Source organism: Mycobacterium sp. 360MFTsu5.1, assembly GCF_000383495.1.
Taxonomy (GTDB): domain Bacteria; phylum Actinomycetota; class Actinomycetes; order Mycobacteriales; family Mycobacteriaceae; genus Mycobacterium; species Mycobacterium mucogenicum_B.
Map to the genome: position 1 here is coordinate 171310 of NZ_KB911469.1, position 15427 is coordinate 186736.

Below are 15427 nucleotides of genomic sequence, written 5' to 3' on the forward strand. Positions count from 1 at the left end.
AGATTTACACTGGGTCGAGAGCTCGGGAGGGCAGCCAAGTGATCGACCACGGCGACGGGACGCGTACCCCCGTCATCGATGCCAGCGTGCACATCTTCTTCGGATCGAACCGGGACCTGCGCGACGTGCTGCGTGAACCGTTCAAGAGCCGGGGCTTCCCGGACTACGAAATGGATTGGTACGGCGCGCCCGGCGGCGAGTACGCGTCCGGTACCGAGGGGCCTGACGGCCAGTACCCCGGCTCCGACCCCGCGGTCGTCGCCCGAGACCTGTTCGAACAGCGCGGCGTCGATGTCGCTGTGCTGCATCCGATGTCGCGCGGCGTCATGCCCGACCGTCACCTCGGCAGCGCGCTCGCCGCGGCGCACAACGAGATGCTGGTGTCACGCTGGCTGGACCACCCGGAATTCGGCGACCGCTTCCGCGGCACGATCCGCGTCAATCCCGACGACATCCCCGGCGCGCTGCGCGAGATCGAGAAGTACAAGGACCACCCCCGCGTGGTGCAGCTCGGCATTCCGCTGCAGTCGCGGGAACTGTTCGGCAAACCGCAGTTCTGGCCGTTGTGGGAAGCCGCCATCGACGCGAAGCTGCCGGTGGCCGCGCACATCGAGGTCGGCGCCGGCATCGCGTCCGCACCGACGCCGTCGGGCGTGCCGAACACCTACGAGCAGTACGTCGGCTTCATGGCGCTGAACTACCTCTATCACCTCATGAACATGATTGCCGAGGGCGTGTTCGAGCGGATGCCCGAGTTGAAGTTCGTCTGGGCCGACGGCGCCGCCGATCTGTTGACCCCGTTCATGTGGCGCATGGACTGTTTCGGCAGGCCGCACCTCGAGCAGACACCGTGGGCGCCGAAGATGCCGAGCGACTACCTGCCCGGGCACGTCTATTTCGTCCAGGGCGCGCTGGACGGCCCCGACGACGCCGAAATCGCCGGCGAATGGCTGGGTTTCACGGGCAAGGACGACATGGTGATGTACGGGTCCAGCTATCCGCACTGGCAACTCAACGACCTCACGGTGCCGAGTTCTTACAGCACTGGGCAGCGCGACAAGCTCTGCTGGCGCAATGCCGCCGACCTGTACGGCATCACGCTGCCGGTCGGCGTGTGAGGAAGGAACGATCGCAATGAGTGTGACTGTCACAGAACGCAAACCGGCCGCTGAGCGGATCGCCGTGCGGTGCGTCGATTCCGATGTCCACCCGGCCCCACGTCGGGGCGAGTTGATCCAATACATCCCCGAACCCTGGCGCACCAGGTACTTCTTGAGCCGCAATGTCGGCGAGCAGATCTACTACGACGCCCCCGACTACGCGCACACGTACGCGATGCGCGCCGACGCCTTCCCGCCGGACGGTGAATTCGCCTGCAGCGACCCCCATCTGGCTTTCCAGCAGCTGATCATGCAGGCCGGTGCCGACATCGCGATCCTCGAACCCGCCGCGTACCCGGCCCGTATCGGCGGCGCCAACCACGCGCTCAACGTGGCGCTGAACGAATGGCAGCTCCACCATTGGCTCGACAGTCACAACAACTGGCACGAACGCTGGCGCGGCTCGATCTGCGTGGCGATCGAAGAACCGCTGGCCGCGGCCGCGGAGATCGACCGGCTGGCCGGCCACCCGTTCCTGGGACAGATTCTGATCAAGGCCGAGCCGCGACCAGCTTGGGGTGATCCGAAATACGACCCGATCTGGGCCGCGGCCACCAAAGCCGACATGCCGGTGAGCTGTCACCTGTCCCGCAGCCATCACGAAGAGCTCCCCATGCCGCCGGTCGGCATGCCGAGCTACAACCACGACTTCATGGTCACCTATTCGCTGCTCGCAGCCAACCAGGTGATGAGCATGGTGTTCGACGGGCTCTTCGATCGATTCCCCACGCTGCGAATCGTTTTCGTCGAGCACGCGTTCACGTGGATCCTGCCGCTCATGTGGCGCATGGACAAGATTTATGAGGCGCGCAAGCCTTGGCTCGACATCAAGCGCAAGCCGAGCGAGTACGTCAAAGATCACATCAAGTTCACCACGCAGCCGCTGGACTACCCCGAGGACAAGACCGAACTCACCCGGGCCCTCGAGTGGATGGAGTGCGAGAAGATCCTGCTGTTCAGTTCGGACTACCCGCACTGGACCTTCGACGACCCCCGCTGGCTCGTCAAGCACCTGCCCGAGCGCGCGCGGGAAGCCGTGATGTTCCGCAACGGCATCGAGACGTACAAGCTTCCGACCACGGTGCCGGCGCTCGAGGGACAGGTCCGGGTGTTCTGAATTGACTGAGCCCAAAGAACCCCGGCTCGCGCAGGGACGCGAGCACGCCGTCGCCACTGTCGACGAAATCCCGCCAGGCACACACAAGTTGGTGCCCATCGGACGCCACGGCGTCGGCGTGTACAACGTGGGCGGCACGTTCTACGCCATCGCGAACTACTGTCCGCACGAAGGCGGTCCGTTGTGCTCGGGCCGGCCACGCGGCCGGACCATCGTCGACGACAGCGTGCCGGGCGACGCCGTGATGGTGCGCGACCTGGAGTTCATCTACTGCCCATGGCATCAGTGGGGCTTCGAATTGGCCACCGGGACAACAGCGGTGAAGCCCGAATGGAGTATCCGGACCTACCCGGTCCGGGTCATCGGCAACGAGGTGTTGGTACAGGCATGACGCAACTCAAGCGCGGCGAGAAGGCCATCGAGATCAACGGCGGCAACGTCGTCTACGAAATCCTCGGCAAAACCGGCGATTTCATCGCCCTCACGCCCGGCGGCCGGTTCAGCAAGGACATTCCGGGTCTGCGTCCGCTGGCGCAGGCCCTGGCGAAGGGCGGCTACCGGGTGCTGCTGTGGGACCGGCCCAATTGTGGCAAGTCCGATGTGCAGTTCTACGGCCAGAGCGAATCGCACATGCGCGCCGAGACCCTGTACACGCTCATCTCCAAACTGGGCATCGGGCCCTGCATCCTCGCCGGCGGATCGGGCGGGGCGCGGGATTCCATGCTCACCGCGATGCTCTATCCCGAGGTCGTCACCAAACTCGTGGTCTGGAACATCGTCGGCGGTGTCTACGGCTCGTTCGTGCTGGGCTCGTACTACATCGTGCCGAGCATCCTGGCCGTTCGCGGGGCAGGGATGAAAGGGGTTGCCCAAGTGGATGAGTGGCGTGAGCGCATCGCTGACAACCCGGCGAATGCCGCGCGCATTCAGTCCTATGACGCTGACGAATACCTCAAACTCATGCTCCGATGGTTGAACGCGTTCGTACCCAAACCCGGCCAGACGATCCCGGGCGTCGAGGACGAGATGTTCGACAACATCACGGTGCCGACCCTGATCATCCGCGGCGGCGAGAACGACCTCGATCATCCGAAGCGGACGTCACTGGAAGTCAGCTGCCTCATCAAAGGTTCGCAACTGATCGACCCGCCGTGGCCGGAAGACGCCTGGGAACGCGCCAACGAGGCCCGGGCCGCGGGAAAGGTCAAGCACTTCAACATGTTCGACACCTGGGTGCAGGCCGCTCCGCCGATCCTGGAGTTCCTCCGCCGATGACATCACACCGGGCGGATGTGCACCTCACAATTCAGCGACGCCTCCAGCGCCGTGTGGATGCGGCTCTCCGGAATCCGTTCCAGATCGACTCGGGCCACGGTCACGGTGACGATGTCGAAGCCCTCGGAGCCGGGTTCGCGTGCCACCTCTCCGGTGATCCCGAATCGCGCCAGCACGCCGTGTGCGTCGTCATCGGTCCCACGGCTGACGTAGGTCACGACGCCGAGCTGCGGCGCGGTGCCGAACGCCTTGGCGCACAGGGCAACACCCGTATCCGGCTGGCTGCCGGCGATCAGCAGCAGCACCTGGCGACGCCGGGGCGGCATCGCGGCGAGATCCACCTCGAGCACGTCCTGGCCGGCCGCTGCGGCAAGCTCCTTGAGGGCCGCCATGCCGTCCGCTAACTGCTCAGGCGTGAGTTCACCCGCCGGATCGACATCGACCCGTACCACCGCAGTGCGCATGCCGGTCAGCCTAACGGTGGCCGCCTGGCCGGGCCTCACCCCGCGACTGCTGCGGGTCGACGACGAGACGTACGACGACTACGTAGCGGCCGGGGGCTACCTCGATCTCACCGACCCCGATCGCCTGCTCGACGAGGTGGAACGCTCGGGACTGCGCGGCCGCGGCGGCGCCGCATTCCCCATGGCGGTCAAATTGCGTTCGGTCCGCGACAACGGCCGTAGGCGCGGCGGGGCGGTCGTCGTCGCGAACGGTGAGGAGGGTGAGCCCGCGTCGATCAAAGACCGCTGGCTGTTGCGCAACCGCCCCCACCTGGTCCTGGACGGCTTACGGCTGGCGGCGGCCATGGTCGCCGCCCAGCGGACGTACGTCTACGTCTCGGACCCGGCGGCCGCGGCCAGCGTGGAAGCCGCTGTCGCGCAGCGGAGCCCGGGTTCTGCCGTCGAAGTGGTGACCGTCGCGCCCGGATACGTCGCCGGCGAGGAGACCGCCGCGGTCCGCGCCATCAACGGCGGCCCGGCCAAACCCACCGACAAACCACCCCGCCCGTTCGAGCAGGGTATCGGCGCGCTGCCCACGCTCGTCAGCAATGTCGAGACCCTGGCCAACCTCCCCTACATCCAGACGCACGGCGCCGAGGACTACAGGTCCGTCGGCACCGCATCGTCACCCGGCTCATTCCTGGCGACCATCACCGGAGCCGGCCGGCCGTCTGCTCTCTATGAGTTGCCGCACGGCGTCAGATTCGCCGATGTGCTCGAACTCCATGGTGTGCCAACCGAAATGGCGACGGGCGCCCTGATGGGCGGCTACTTCGCCGGTTTACTGGGCCCGGGTGTGCTGGACGCGACGCTGGATCACGAGAGCCTCCGCGGGCTGGGCAGCGGTCTGGGCTGCGGCGCCGTCTCCATCCTCAACGGCGACTGCCCCGTGGCCGTGGCCGCGTCGGTGCTGGCGTACTTCGACCGGGAGAACGCCGGGCAGTGCGGCTCGTGCTTCAACGGCACCGCGGCGATGGCGGCGGCCGCAGCGGGGCTGCGCGACGGCGTCGCGACTGCTGATGACCTTGCACGACTGCGCCGGTGGTCGCGCGAGCTGCGTGGGCGTGGCGCATGTGGAACGTTGGACGGCGCCGCCAACATCGCAGCCAGTCTCCTTGACCAATTCCCCACCGAAGTGGCACGCCATCTGGAGACTGGTTGCCCAGCATGCCAATCCGGCGAGTTCCGCACCCTGCGGCCCTACGAAATCGAGGCGGTGATGACGGCATGAGGATCCGCCTGGACCGGACGATGTGCGATGGGTTCGGCATCTGCGCCAAGCACGCGCCGGCGTACTTCTCCCTCGACGACTGGGGGTACGCCGCCCTAGTCGGCAACGGCGAAGTCCCTGAACCGGACCAGCCCGCCGTCACGCGCGCGCTCCTGGACTGCCCGGCGCACGCCATCATCGAAATGACCGGCGGGCCGATCGCGGTGCCCACCGCCGCGCCGATTGCCGACGAGGCGCCCGAGCCACACCCTGAGACCGACGCGAACGAAGCAGAATGGGGAATTGTCCGTTGACCCGCATGCCGCTGCCACAGGTGACGCCCGAGAACGAGTTCTATTGGACCGCAGGGGCCGACGGCGTGCTGCGCATCACCGAATGCGAGAACTGCAACGCGCTGATCCATCCCCCGGCACCGGTCTGCCGGTACTGCCGCGAACGCAAGATGGGCACCCGCACGGTGTCCGGGCTCGCGACGCTCATCGGCTTCACACTCAACGAACGATTCAGCCTTCCCGGACTGCCGGCCCCCTATGTGGTCGCCCAAGTGGCGCTCGTCGAAGACCCGCGAGTTCGCCTGACCACCAACATCATCGACTGCGATCCCAAGCAGCTGGCACTGGGCCAACAGATGGAAGTCGTCTTCGAGCAGCACGACGACGTCTGGCTTCCGCTGTTCCGGCCGGTCGCCGACCAGCCGGCACTGGCCCCACTGCCGGCCGACGCTATCGAACCGCAGGACTTCGCCAAACACGTCCGGCCGATGATCACCACCAACAAGTTCGAAGACAAGGCGGCCATCACCGGTGTCGGTGCCTCGCAGATGGGCCGGCGCCTGATGGTGGACCCACTCTCGCTGACCATCGAGGCGTGCGAGAACGCCATCGCCGATGCCGGGCTGACCATCGACGACATCGACGGACTGTCCACGTGGCCGGGCGCCGGTCTCCCCGGTCCTTTCGGCGAGGGCGGGGTGACCGCGCTGGAGACCGCTCTGGGACTCAAGCCGACCTGGTACAACGGCGGTCCGGAAACATTCGGGCCCGGCGGCTCGGTGATCGCGGCCATGCTGGCCGTCGCCGGCGGATTCGCCCGCCACGTGTTGTGCTTCCGCACGCTCTGGCAGGCCACCTACGACGAACTCATGAAGCAGGGCAAGGCCGCGCCGATGGGTGGGGCCCGGACCACCAGCTGGCAGATCCCGTTCGGTGCCACGTCCGCCGCACACACGCTGGCGCAGAACGCGCAACGCCACATGCACCGCTACGGCACCACCAAGGAGACGCTCGGCTGGATTGCGCTGAACCAGCGCGCGAATGCCGCACTGAACCCGACGGCGATCTACCGCGACCCGATGACCATGGACGACTACCTCAACGCTCGGCCCATCACCACGCCGTTCGGGCTCTACGACTGCGACGTGCCGTGTGACGCGTCGATCGCGGTCATCGTGTCGGCCGTCGACGTGGCCCGCGACCTCGCCAAGCCGCCGATTCGAGTCGAAGCCGTCGGTACCCAGATCCTCGAACCGATCGAGTGGGACCAGAGCACGCTGACCCACGAGCCACAGGTGCTCGGCCAGGCCGCACACTTGTGGACCCGAACCAGCTTGACCCCCAAGGACGTCGACGTCGCCGAGCTCTACGACGGGTTCACGTTCAACTGTCTGTCCTGGATCGAGGCGCTCGGCTTCTGCGGTATCGGGGAAGCCAAGGACTTCCTGGACGGCGGCGCCAACATCGCCCGCGACGGCGTGCTACCGCTCAACACACATGGCGGTCAGTTGTCGCACGGCCGCACGCACGGCATGGGCCTGGTCCACGAGGCGATCACCCAACTGCGCGGCGAGGCGGGCGAACGACAGGTCGCGGACGCTCGTGTGGCGGTGGTCAGCAGCGGCGGCCTCACCCCCAGCGGGGTGCTCCTCCTGCGGACCGACTCATGACGGTCACCCCGCGGATCGTCCGCGTCGGCGACATCATGATGTCAGGGCTGCTCGCCGAGGCCGAAGCGCCGCGCGCCGTCATCGTCGCGGCGCACGGCGGTGGCAGCAGCGCAGCGTATTTCGATTGCCCCGGGCACCCACGACTGTCGCTGATGCGCACCGCGGCGGCGCTCGGCTACACCGTTGTCGCATTGGATCGCCCCGGATACGGGGCGTCCGACGCCTATCCCGATGCGGTCGTTCGGCCGGAACAACGGATCGCCCTGGCGTACGGTGCGGTCGACGCGATACTGGGGGCGCGCGACCGCGGCGCCGGCGTCTTCCTGCTCGGCCACTCCAACGGGTGCGAACTGGTCCTACGCATGGCCACCGACGAAAGAGCCGAGCGGCAGCGGGTTTTCGGTATCGGGCTGGCCGGTACCGGACTGCGCTACCAGGATGCCGCCGTGGAGATGCTCAAGTCGGCGTCGGTCACCCACCGCCCGCCGGGGCTGCGCGAACTGCTGTGGCACCCGGCGGATCTCTATCCGCCGCTGACCAACACTCCCAATGCGCGCAGCGGCGCCCGGTACGAGGCCGCGATGGTCCAGGATTGGCCCCGCAGTGAATTCCCGGCGCTGGCCGCCGAAGTCCGGCTGCCAGTGCACTTCACGGTCGCCGAGCACGAACGGGTCTGGCACTCGGACCCGGATGCCGTTGCGGAGATCAGCGGATTGTTCACCGCCGCACCGCGGATGACGGTTCATCGCCAGGTCGACACGGGCCACAACATCAGCGTTTCGGTGGGAGCCGCGGCGTACCACCTCACGGTCCTGGCGTTCATCGAGGAATGCCTGGCCAGGCAGCGCAGCACCACAGTCACATTGGAGGTCGGTTAGTGCGAGTCGGATTCATCGGTCTCGGCAGCCAGGGGGCGCCGATGGCGCGCCGCATCGTGGAGGCCGGATATCCGCTGGCGTTGTGGGCCCGGCGGGCGGCCTCCGTCGAACCGTTCGCCGACACCGCGGCCAAAGTCGTCGACACCCCCGCCGCGTTGGCTGCCATCAGCGATCTGGTCTGTGTGTGCGTGGTCGGCGACGACGACGTCCGTCAGGTACTGGACGGCGACACCGGTATCTTCGCGGGACTGTCGCCGGGCGGCATCGTCGCCATCCACAGCACCGTACATCCCGACACCTGTCGCGAACTCGCCGAAACCGCAGCGGCCAAGGGCATTTCATTGCTCGACGCGCCGGTCAGCGGCGGTGGCCCCGCGGCGGCCGCCGGCCGGCTCCTGGTGATGGTCGGCGGCGACCCCGACGTCGTCGAGCGCTGTCGGCCAGTGTTCGCCACGTACGCCGAACCGGTCGTCCACCTCGGGGGTGTCGGTTCCGGCCAGGTGACCAAACTGCTGAACAACCTGCTCTTCACCGCCAATATCGCGACCGCGAAGACGACGCTGGACCTCGGCGAAGCGCTCGGTGTCTCGGTGGACCGCCTCGCCGAGGTGATCACCCAGGGCTCTGCCAACAGCTTCGCGCTCGGACGCATCGCCCAGTTCGGCGGCAGCCTCGACATCCTCAAGTCGGTGGCCGCGGACCTACTGAAGAAGGACGTCAGCCTGATTGCCGACCTCGCCGAGGCCGCCGGCGCCACACCGGGCGCAGTGCTCGAATCCGCCGATGCTGCACTGGGTTTGATGGGCCGAACCCGGTGAGCACGGTCGGCTTCGTCGGAGCGGGGCGCATGGGCAGTGCCATGGTCCGCCGGCTCGTCGCGGCCGACGACCATGTGAATGTTCTGGCACGCTCTCCCGAGAAGAGCACCGTCATAACGGAACTCGGCGCAACACCGGTCCCCGACTTCGCCGCTGTGTGCGCCGACGCCGATGCCGTCGTCATCTGCGTCTTCACCGACCAACAGGTCCGCGAGGTCGCCGCTGCGCTGGCGTCTGATCTGCAGCCCGGCGCCGTCCTGGTCATTCACACCACCGGCAGCCCGCACACCACGGAGGCCATCGCCGCCCGCGGGGTGGACGTCGTCGATGCCGCGGTCAGCGGCGGCCCGCACGATATCGCGGCGGGCCGGCTGACGCTGTTCGTCGGCGGGTCCGACGCCGCGGTCGGGCGGGCCAAGCCGGTGCTGTCGTGTTACGGCGACCCGATCATTCACGCCGGGCCGCCGGGCGCCGGTCAGCGAGTCAAACTGATCAATAATGCACTGTTCGCCGCGCAGATCGGATTGATCAGCGCCGCAGCCGAACTCGGTGAACAGCTGGGCATTCCGGAATCGACGCTGCTGGCAGCCCTGCCCCACGCCAGCGCGGGGGGCCGCGCGCTCGACAGCGTCGCGCGGGCAGGTTCTGCCGCGTCGTTCCGCGCGGTCGTCGGCGAGTTCCTGACCAAGGATGTCGCGACGGTCCGCGCCACCGCAGCTGAGTTGGGCACCGGACTGGGCGTGCTCGACGCCGTCATCGATGTTGGCCTGGCGCCAACCGGAGGGAGCAATACCGCATGACCGCAACGAAACTCGTGTTCGACCCATTCTCCGAGGACTTCTTCAACGGGCCGTGGGATACCTACCGGCGAATGCGCGCTGAGGCACCCGTCTACTACAGCGAGGAACACGATTTCTACGCGCTGTCGCGGCACGAGGACGTCGCTCCCGCCTACCGCGACTTCGAGACCTATTCATCGGCGTACGGCGCGGATTTGGCACAGGTACGCACCGGAGTCGAGTTGCCGGGCAACATGCGGATGATCATCTTCATGGATCCGCCCGAACACCGCCACATCCGCAGTCTGCTGAACAAGGTGTTCACGCCGCGCGCGATCCAGTCACAACGCGAGATGGTCCGGGCGAAGATCGAGAAGTACCTGAACCGCCTCGACCCCAATGGATTCGATGCCGTGCAGGACTTCACCGGACCGTTCCCGGTCGAGGTGATCACCAACATGATGGGTGTCCCCGACGAACAGGCCCAACAGGTCCGGTACTGGATCGACGAATCGCTGCACCGCGAGATCGGCCAGGTCGAAACCTCGGAGCAGGGCATCCAGGCCTACCTCGACAGCGCGGCTTTCTATTTCGACCTGGCGCGCCGGCGCAAGGACGAACCCGGTGACGATTTGATCAGCCGCCTTCTCGCCGCCGAGACCGAACGCGAAGACGGGACGGTCACGAAGCTGGAGGATTACGAGATCGCCGGATTCGCCTCACTTCTGGGCGGCGCTGGCGCTGAGACGGTGACCAAGCTGGTCGGTAACGCCGTCTACCTCTTCGCCCGGTATCCGGAACAGTGGCAGAGGCTGCTGGACGATCGCGGCAAGATTCCCGCAGCCGTCGAGGAACTGCTGCGGTACGAGGCGCCGTCGCAGTACAACGTGCGTCGCAGCATGAAAGACGTGCACCTGCACGGCACGACGATTCCCGAGGGTGCGCCGGTCTTCCTGCTCGGCGGATCGGCCAACCGCGACCCCGAAGCGTGGACCGACCCTGATGCCTTCGACATCGACCGCAACCACACCGAGGCCCAGAACCTCGGATTCGGGTACGGCATCCACAGTTGTCTGGGGGCGGCACTGGCACGGATGGAGAGCGCCGTCGCACTGGAGGCCCTGCTGGACTTCATGCCGCGTTATGAAATCGACTGGGACGGTTGCAAACGCGTCCACATGCAGAACGTCATGGGCTGGCAGAACATTCCGGTGCGGGTGCTGCGGTGAGCAAAGTACACGTCGACTTCGGGCTGTGCGAGAGCAATGGCGTCTGCGAGGGCCTCATCCCCGACGTGTTCCATCTCGACGACCAGGACTACTTGCACGTCTTGCAGGACGAGGTAACCCCGGACAACCACGACCGGATCGCCGAAGCCGTTCGCCAATGTCCCCGCCAGGCCATATCGATCACGGAGGATCCCGTATGAAGCCCTACCGCGTCGTTCAGTGGACGACCGGCAACGTCGGGGCGAGTTCGGTCAAAGCCGTTGCCGCACAACAGATCGGCTCTCGGAATTGAAGCCGCCGTCCTCTTGGGGCAGGGCATCGCTTCAGTCGACAACCCGGGGTACTCGCGGCTCCGCGGCCACAGCCTGGCTCGTCCTCGGAGCCCGGCCGCTGGTCTTACACCCTCATCCGCGCCAGATCCTGGAGCACTGAATGACTTCTCCCCCAATCCGTCTGGTGCAGTGGACGACCGGCAACGTCTCGCGCGAAGCGGTCAAGGGCATCCTCGAACGCCCCGGCCTTGAACTCGTCGGTGTCTTCGCCTATAGCGCTGACAAGGTCGGGAGGGACCTCGGCGAGCTGTGCGGGCTCGACCGCACACTCGGCATCGCGGCGACCAATCGCATCGAGGACATCGTTGCGCTGCAGCCGGACTGCGTCGTCTACATGCCGTTGCACCCTGAAATCGAACATCTGGAGACGCTGCTTCGAGCGGGCATCAACGTCGCGACGACTGCGCACTTCATGACCGGCCGTGCCTATGGCGAGGAGGCGCGAGCGCGGCTCGAGGCCGCCGCCGTGGAAGGTGGTGCCAGCATGTTTGGCAGCGGCATCAATCCCGGATACATGCAGCATCTGGCGTCGGTCGCGACCAACGTGTGCCGTACCGCCAGCTACGTCAGAATCCTTGAGTCGTTCGACATCGGGCCTTGGGCCGGGGACGCGAACCAGGACGAGCTGGGCTGGGGGCGTCCTGCGGGTGACCCGAACCACGCGGCGGACATCAAGCACGCCACCATCCCGTTTGGCGACGCCTGCGAGGCCCTGGCCGAGTTGCTAGACGTCTCCGTCGACGGAATTCGGTGCGATGTGGAGTTCACCTACGCAGGCAAAGATCTCGATATCCCCGGACGTGACGTTCGCGCAGGCACCGTCGCGGGGGTCTACGCACGCTGGATCGGCTCAGCGGGCGGTCTCGATGTCGTGGAGACCGCGGTGAAGTGGACTATCACCGCGGACCTCGTCCCAGCATGGGACATCACGATGGACTACGAAATCGAGATCCGCGGCCACCCCAACGTCACCCTCCGCGCCGGAGTGTTACCCGAGTTCGGCTCGATGACGATGGACGAGATGGTCGGCATCGGTTCAGTGATCACGGCGATGCCCGTTGTTAACGCCATCCCGGCCGTCGTCGCGGCGCGGCCCGGCATCGTCGGTTACTCCGACCTTCCAGCCGTCGGGACCCGTCTGATACCGGCCTCGCCGCCTGCACAGAGTGCTGCGGTCCCGCCACCCTCGCGTCCACATTTCACGCGCCAATCGACCCTGCAGGAACTCACCGCCTCGCCGGTCGGGCGGCTGCTGAACCGAATCGTCGCCAGGCAGGCCAAGAAGACTGCCACCACCGACCGTGACGTTGCGATGTTCGTCGGCATGGCCGCATACCAGAGCATTGAGCAGTTGGTCTTGATGAGCGACGGCAAGATGTCCTGGCCGGTCGCGGACTCGATCATCGATCTGGCGAACGGTCAACCCCATCGTATCGCTGGGCGCGCCGTCGCCGGGGTCCGGAAACGATGGCGAGCAACCTCGTAAACGACCCCGGGGAGTTTCGATGTCGCGCCGGTATCGCCACCTACAACGACCTGCCACTGACCTTGCCCCGCATGAAAGGCCTTGCATGAAAGAAGGATTCGAGGAAAGGGTTGCTCTGATCACCGGCGCGGGCTCGGGCATCGTACGCGCCACCGCCCTGGCATTCGCCAAGGCGGGTGCCCGCGTCGTCGCCACCGACATCAACGGTGATGCGGCCGGCGAAACCGCAGCCTTGATCGGTGACGCGGCCATCGCCATCGCCGCGGATATCGCCGACGAGGAGTCCGTGGCGCGTGCGGTGACCGCGGCCCTCGACGCCTACGGCCATATCGACGTGCTGTCCAACAACGCGGGCGTCATCGACACCATGGCGCTACCGGCCGATACCACGCTCGCCGAATGGGACCGGGTTATCCGGATCAACCTGACCGGCACCTTCATCGTGACGCATGCGGTACTCCCCCACATGCTCGGCCGGCAGCGCGGCGTCATCGTCAACACCAGCTCGGCCGCCGGCGTGCGCGGTGGATCGGCGGGCGCCGCGTACACCGCCTCCAAGCATGGCGTCATCGGATTGACCCGAAACATCGCCTGGTCCTACGCCAAGGACGGGATCAGGTGCAATGCGATCCTGCCCGGCCCCACGTTGACCGGAATCACCGGCAGCATAAGCGGATTCGACGAGACCGGTCAGGCCCGACTGACGCCCATCATCTCTGCCGCGCCCAACATCGCCCTGCCGGAGCAGATGGCCGACGTGATCGTCTTCCTGGCCTCCGACGCCGCCGCGTTCGTCAACGGCGCAATCGTGGCAGCCGACGGCGGGTGGTCAGCGGGCTGAGGCCCGCTGAGTGTCAGGCCCCGTCAGGCCCCGAAGCCCGACAGGATCACGGCGTTGCAATCCGCGGCGGACTGGCGGACCTTGGCCGCCGCCTGGTAGGCGTCGGATTCGTACCAAGCTCGGGCGGCATCCACCGACTCGAACTCCAGCACGACGGTCTGGTTGCCGTGCCAGCTACCCTCGAGCACCTGGGGATTCTGGTCCACCGACACGATGGTGGCCGACGACATCGCCTTGCCGGCCAGCTTGGCGTACTCCGCCATGCCGGCGGGGTCCTTGACGTCCTCGGTGAGGATCACATATCCCTTGGCCACTCGAATCTCCTTGACTAGTCGTTCGTTTCGACGATTGCTTGTTCCGGACAGTTCGTCATGGCATCGCGAACCGCGTCCTCGAGGCCGGGGCCGATCTCCGAGGGGTCGGCGACCGCATAACCGTCGTCAGTCATGCTGAAGACATCTGGGCACAACGTCAGGCACATGCCGTGCCCGCGGCACCGATCCTCATCGACAACAACCTTCATGACGCGCTCCCGGCCGGATCGAATTCGAGGTGGAGGTCGATGATGCCACGCAGGATGTAGGTCGGAATGTATTGGTACCGGCGATTTCCCGCCGGTCCGTGGTGGGCCTCGGAGATTCTGATATCCGATGTCCGGTCGAGGAGCCGCTCCAGCGCCACGCGGGTCTCGGCCCGCGCCAGCGGCGCACCCGGGCAGCTGTGGATACCGCGGCCGAAGGCGAGGTGTTGACGCGCGTTCTTGCGTTCGGCGTCGAAGGTGTCGGGATCCTCGAAGCGTCGCGGATCCCGGTTGGCCGCACCATTGATCACCATCAGCGTGCAGCCCGCACCGATCGCCTCGTCACCGATCGTGGTCGGCACACGCGAGAGCCGGAAGTCGCCCTTAACCGGACTTTCGATGCGTAGGCACTCCTCGATGAAGTTCGGCAGCAGGCTGCGATCCGCGCGGAGCTTGGCCTGCATGTCGGGTTGCTCGCCGATAACCTTCAGCGCCGTGCTGAGCAGTCGGACGGTGGTCTCCTGACCGGCCGAGAACACATTCGTGGCCACGCGCACCACGTCGTCCACCGTCGGCATGGTGCCGTCGGGGAAGGTGGCGGTCGCCAGGCCCGTCAGCACGTCGTCGCGGGGTTCGCGGCGGCGGTCTTCGACGTAGACCGCGAAGGCCTCGTAGAGATACTCGAAAGGCGTTTTGGAGAGCGTCTTTTCGTCGGTACTACCGAGCCCGCCCCCATGGGTGCCCTTCGCGAGGCGCTCGAGCAGTTCGGGGCAATCCTCATCGGGAACCCCGAGGAGGTCCGCGATGACGCGCAGCGTGAACGGCCCGGCGAACCCCTTGATGAACTCGCCCGCGCCGGGCGCCAGGAACTCACCCAGCATGTCGTCGGCGATCCGCCACATCGCGTCCTCGTTCTCCTTGAGGCGCTTGGGGGTGATCAGCCGCATCAGCAGGGCGCGGTGATTGGTGTGCGTCGGCGGATCGAGCGTGGGCAGCTGGTCGCTGTAGGGAATCTCATCACGGTGCTTCTCGATGAGCTCGCTGACATCGTCACCCTCGAGCGGTACCGGGAAGCCCGGGAACGGGCCCGTCACCGAGATGCACGACGAGAACGTGTCGGCGTCGTTGTAGACATCGACCGCTTCCTGCCAGCCGGTGACCATCGTGACGCCGTAGTGCTCTTCACGGGTCACCGGGCACTTGTTGCGCAGGGCCTCGTAAAACGGGTACGGGTCGTCGGTCAGCCGATCATCCCGGAAGAAATCGACCGCGGTGAGGTCTTCCGACACGCGTCCTCCATTCGAAGCAGGCTCAGA

18 protein-coding genes are annotated in these 15427 nt (G+C 66.5%); 14 read left to right on the forward strand and 4 right to left on the reverse strand.

From position 1 onward, the window contains the following. Window positions 1-38 precede the first annotated feature (38 nt). The 4 genes from H289_RS0119840 to H289_RS0119855 are packed head-to-tail and all read left to right on the forward strand — an operon-like array spanning window position 39 to window position 3552. Window positions 39-1118 (forward strand): amidohydrolase family protein, encoded by a 1080-nt coding sequence (locus H289_RS0119840; RefSeq protein WP_020102565.1) that lies wholly within the window; start codon window positions 39-41, stop codon window positions 1116-1118. 16 nt (window positions 1119-1134) lie between these two features. Beyond that, entirely contained in the window at window positions 1135-2277 is a 1143-nt protein-coding gene (locus H289_RS0119845; RefSeq protein ID WP_020102566.1) for an amidohydrolase family protein, read from the forward strand. 1 nt (window position 2278) lies between these two features. Further along, window positions 2279-2668, forward strand: a complete 390-nt coding sequence (locus H289_RS0119850) for a Rieske (2Fe-2S) protein (protein WP_020102567.1) — start codon at window positions 2279-2281, stop codon at window positions 2666-2668. Beyond that, a complete protein-coding gene (locus H289_RS0119855) occupies window positions 2665-3552 on the forward strand; it encodes an alpha/beta fold hydrolase (protein ID WP_020102568.1) in 888 nt (295 codons plus the stop codon). Before H289_RS0119850 ends, H289_RS0119855 begins: the two co-directional genes overlap by 4 nt. A 2-nt stretch (window positions 3553-3554) precedes the next feature. Here the strand turns inward: H289_RS0119855 and H289_RS0119860 are convergent, their stop codons facing one another. Continuing rightward, complete coding sequence (locus H289_RS0119860; protein WP_020102569.1) at window positions 3555-4016, reverse strand: hypothetical protein; 462 nt, start codon at window positions 4014-4016, stop codon at window positions 3555-3557. On the opposite strand from H289_RS0119860, the gene H289_RS0119865 reads away from it, so the two are divergent. From H289_RS0119865 to H289_RS0119915, 10 genes are all read left to right on the forward strand, one after another. Continuing rightward, entirely contained in the window at window positions 4015-5286 is a 1272-nt protein-coding gene (locus H289_RS0119865; RefSeq protein ID WP_029105479.1) for an NADH-ubiquinone oxidoreductase-F iron-sulfur binding region domain-containing protein, read from the forward strand. The genes H289_RS0119860 and H289_RS0119865 overlap by 2 nt on opposite strands. Beyond that, window positions 5283-5579 (forward strand): ferredoxin, encoded by a 297-nt coding sequence (locus H289_RS0119870; RefSeq protein WP_020102571.1) that lies wholly within the window; start codon window positions 5283-5285, stop codon window positions 5577-5579. The genes H289_RS0119865 and H289_RS0119870 overlap by 4 nt, the downstream gene beginning before the upstream one ends. 5 nt (window positions 5580-5584) lie before the next feature. Next, window positions 5585-7228 carry a thiolase C-terminal domain-containing protein gene (locus H289_RS0119875; protein WP_020102572.1) on the forward strand — a complete coding sequence of 548 codons (1644 nt, stop codon included), beginning with the start codon at window positions 5585-5587 and terminating at the stop codon, window positions 7226-7228. After that, window positions 7225-8106, forward strand: coding sequence for an alpha/beta hydrolase (locus tag H289_RS0119880; RefSeq protein ID WP_020102573.1), 882 nt, complete (start codon window positions 7225-7227; stop codon window positions 8104-8106). The genes H289_RS0119875 and H289_RS0119880 overlap by 4 nt, the downstream gene beginning before the upstream one ends. Beyond that, window positions 8106-8924 (forward strand): NAD(P)-dependent oxidoreductase, encoded by an 819-nt coding sequence (locus tag H289_RS0119885; protein ID WP_020102574.1) that lies wholly within the window; start codon window positions 8106-8108, stop codon window positions 8922-8924. The genes H289_RS0119880 and H289_RS0119885 overlap by 1 nt, the downstream gene beginning before the upstream one ends. Then, the gene (locus H289_RS0119890) at window positions 8921-9724 is read left to right on the forward strand and encodes an NAD(P)-dependent oxidoreductase (RefSeq protein WP_020102575.1); all 804 of its coding nucleotides are present in this window, start codon (window positions 8921-8923) and stop codon (window positions 9722-9724) included. The genes H289_RS0119885 and H289_RS0119890 overlap by 4 nt, the downstream gene beginning before the upstream one ends. Beyond that, window positions 9721-10932: a cytochrome P450 gene (locus H289_RS0119895; RefSeq protein WP_020102576.1), complete on the forward strand. Its 1212-nt coding sequence runs from the start codon at window positions 9721-9723 to the stop codon at window positions 10930-10932. Before H289_RS0119890 ends, H289_RS0119895 begins: the two co-directional genes overlap by 4 nt. Further along, window positions 10929-11132, forward strand: coding sequence for a ferredoxin (locus H289_RS0119900; protein ID WP_020102577.1), 204 nt, complete (start codon window positions 10929-10931; stop codon window positions 11130-11132). The genes H289_RS0119895 and H289_RS0119900 overlap by 4 nt, the downstream gene beginning before the upstream one ends. Before the next feature lie 232 nt (window positions 11133-11364). Then, window positions 11365-12750: an NAD(P)H-dependent amine dehydrogenase family protein gene (locus tag H289_RS30895; protein ID WP_051128541.1), complete on the forward strand. Its 1386-nt coding sequence runs from the start codon at window positions 11365-11367 to the stop codon at window positions 12748-12750. Window positions 12751-12835: 85 nt separating this feature from the next. Continuing rightward, window positions 12836-13591, forward strand: coding sequence for an SDR family NAD(P)-dependent oxidoreductase (locus H289_RS0119915; RefSeq protein ID WP_020102580.1), 756 nt, complete (start codon window positions 12836-12838; stop codon window positions 13589-13591). A 23-nt stretch (window positions 13592-13614) separates the two neighbouring features. On the opposite strand, the gene H289_RS0119920 is transcribed toward H289_RS0119915, so the two are convergent. Genes H289_RS0119920 through H289_RS0119930 form a run of 3 tightly spaced genes read right to left on the reverse strand, consistent with a single transcriptional unit; the run spans window position 13615 to window position 15400 of the window. Further along, complete coding sequence (locus H289_RS0119920) at window positions 13615-13905, reverse strand: DUF1330 domain-containing protein (protein WP_020102581.1); 291 nt, start codon at window positions 13903-13905, stop codon at window positions 13615-13617. Window positions 13906-13919: 14 nt separating this feature from the next. Further along, window positions 13920-14114: a ferredoxin gene (locus tag H289_RS0119925; protein ID WP_020102582.1), complete on the reverse strand. Its 195-nt coding sequence runs from the start codon at window positions 14112-14114 to the stop codon at window positions 13920-13922. Further along, window positions 14111-15400, reverse strand: coding sequence for a cytochrome P450 (locus H289_RS0119930; protein ID WP_020102583.1), 1290 nt, complete (start codon window positions 15398-15400; stop codon window positions 14111-14113). The genes H289_RS0119925 and H289_RS0119930 overlap by 4 nt, the downstream gene beginning before the upstream one ends. Between the last annotated feature and the right edge of the window lie 27 nt (window positions 15401-15427).

Bases quoted from the DNA above. Each gene is read 5' to 3' on its own strand.
- H289_RS0119845 (WP_020102566.1), top strand. From the start codon at position 1,135: ATGAGTGTGACTGTCACAGAACGCAAACCGGCCGCTGAGCGGATCGCC.
- H289_RS0119855 (WP_020102568.1), top strand. From the start codon at position 2,665: ATGACGCAACTCAAGCGCGGCGAGAAGGCCATCGAGATCAACGGCGGC.
- H289_RS0119865 (WP_029105479.1), top strand. From the start codon at position 4,015: ATGCCGGTCAGCCTAACGGTGGCCGCCTGGCCGGGCCTCACCCCGCGA.
- H289_RS0119860 (WP_020102569.1), bottom strand. From the start codon at position 4,016: ATGCGCACTGCGGTGGTACGGGTCGATGTCGATCCGGCGGGTGAACTC.
- H289_RS0119870 (WP_020102571.1), top strand. From the start codon at position 5,283: ATGAGGATCCGCCTGGACCGGACGATGTGCGATGGGTTCGGCATCTGC.
- H289_RS0119875 (WP_020102572.1), top strand. From the start codon at position 5,585: ATGCCGCTGCCACAGGTGACGCCCGAGAACGAGTTCTATTGGACCGCA.
- H289_RS0119880 (WP_020102573.1), top strand. From the start codon at position 7,225: ATGACGGTCACCCCGCGGATCGTCCGCGTCGGCGACATCATGATGTCA.
- H289_RS0119895 (WP_020102576.1), top strand. From the start codon at position 9,721: ATGACCGCAACGAAACTCGTGTTCGACCCATTCTCCGAGGACTTCTTC.
- H289_RS30895 (WP_051128541.1), top strand. From the start codon at position 11,365: ATGACTTCTCCCCCAATCCGTCTGGTGCAGTGGACGACCGGCAACGTC.
- H289_RS0119915 (WP_020102580.1), top strand. From the start codon at position 12,836: ATGAAAGAAGGATTCGAGGAAAGGGTTGCTCTGATCACCGGCGCGGGC.
- H289_RS0119925 (WP_020102582.1), bottom strand. From the start codon at position 14,114: ATGAAGGTTGTTGTCGATGAGGATCGGTGCCGCGGGCACGGCATGTGC.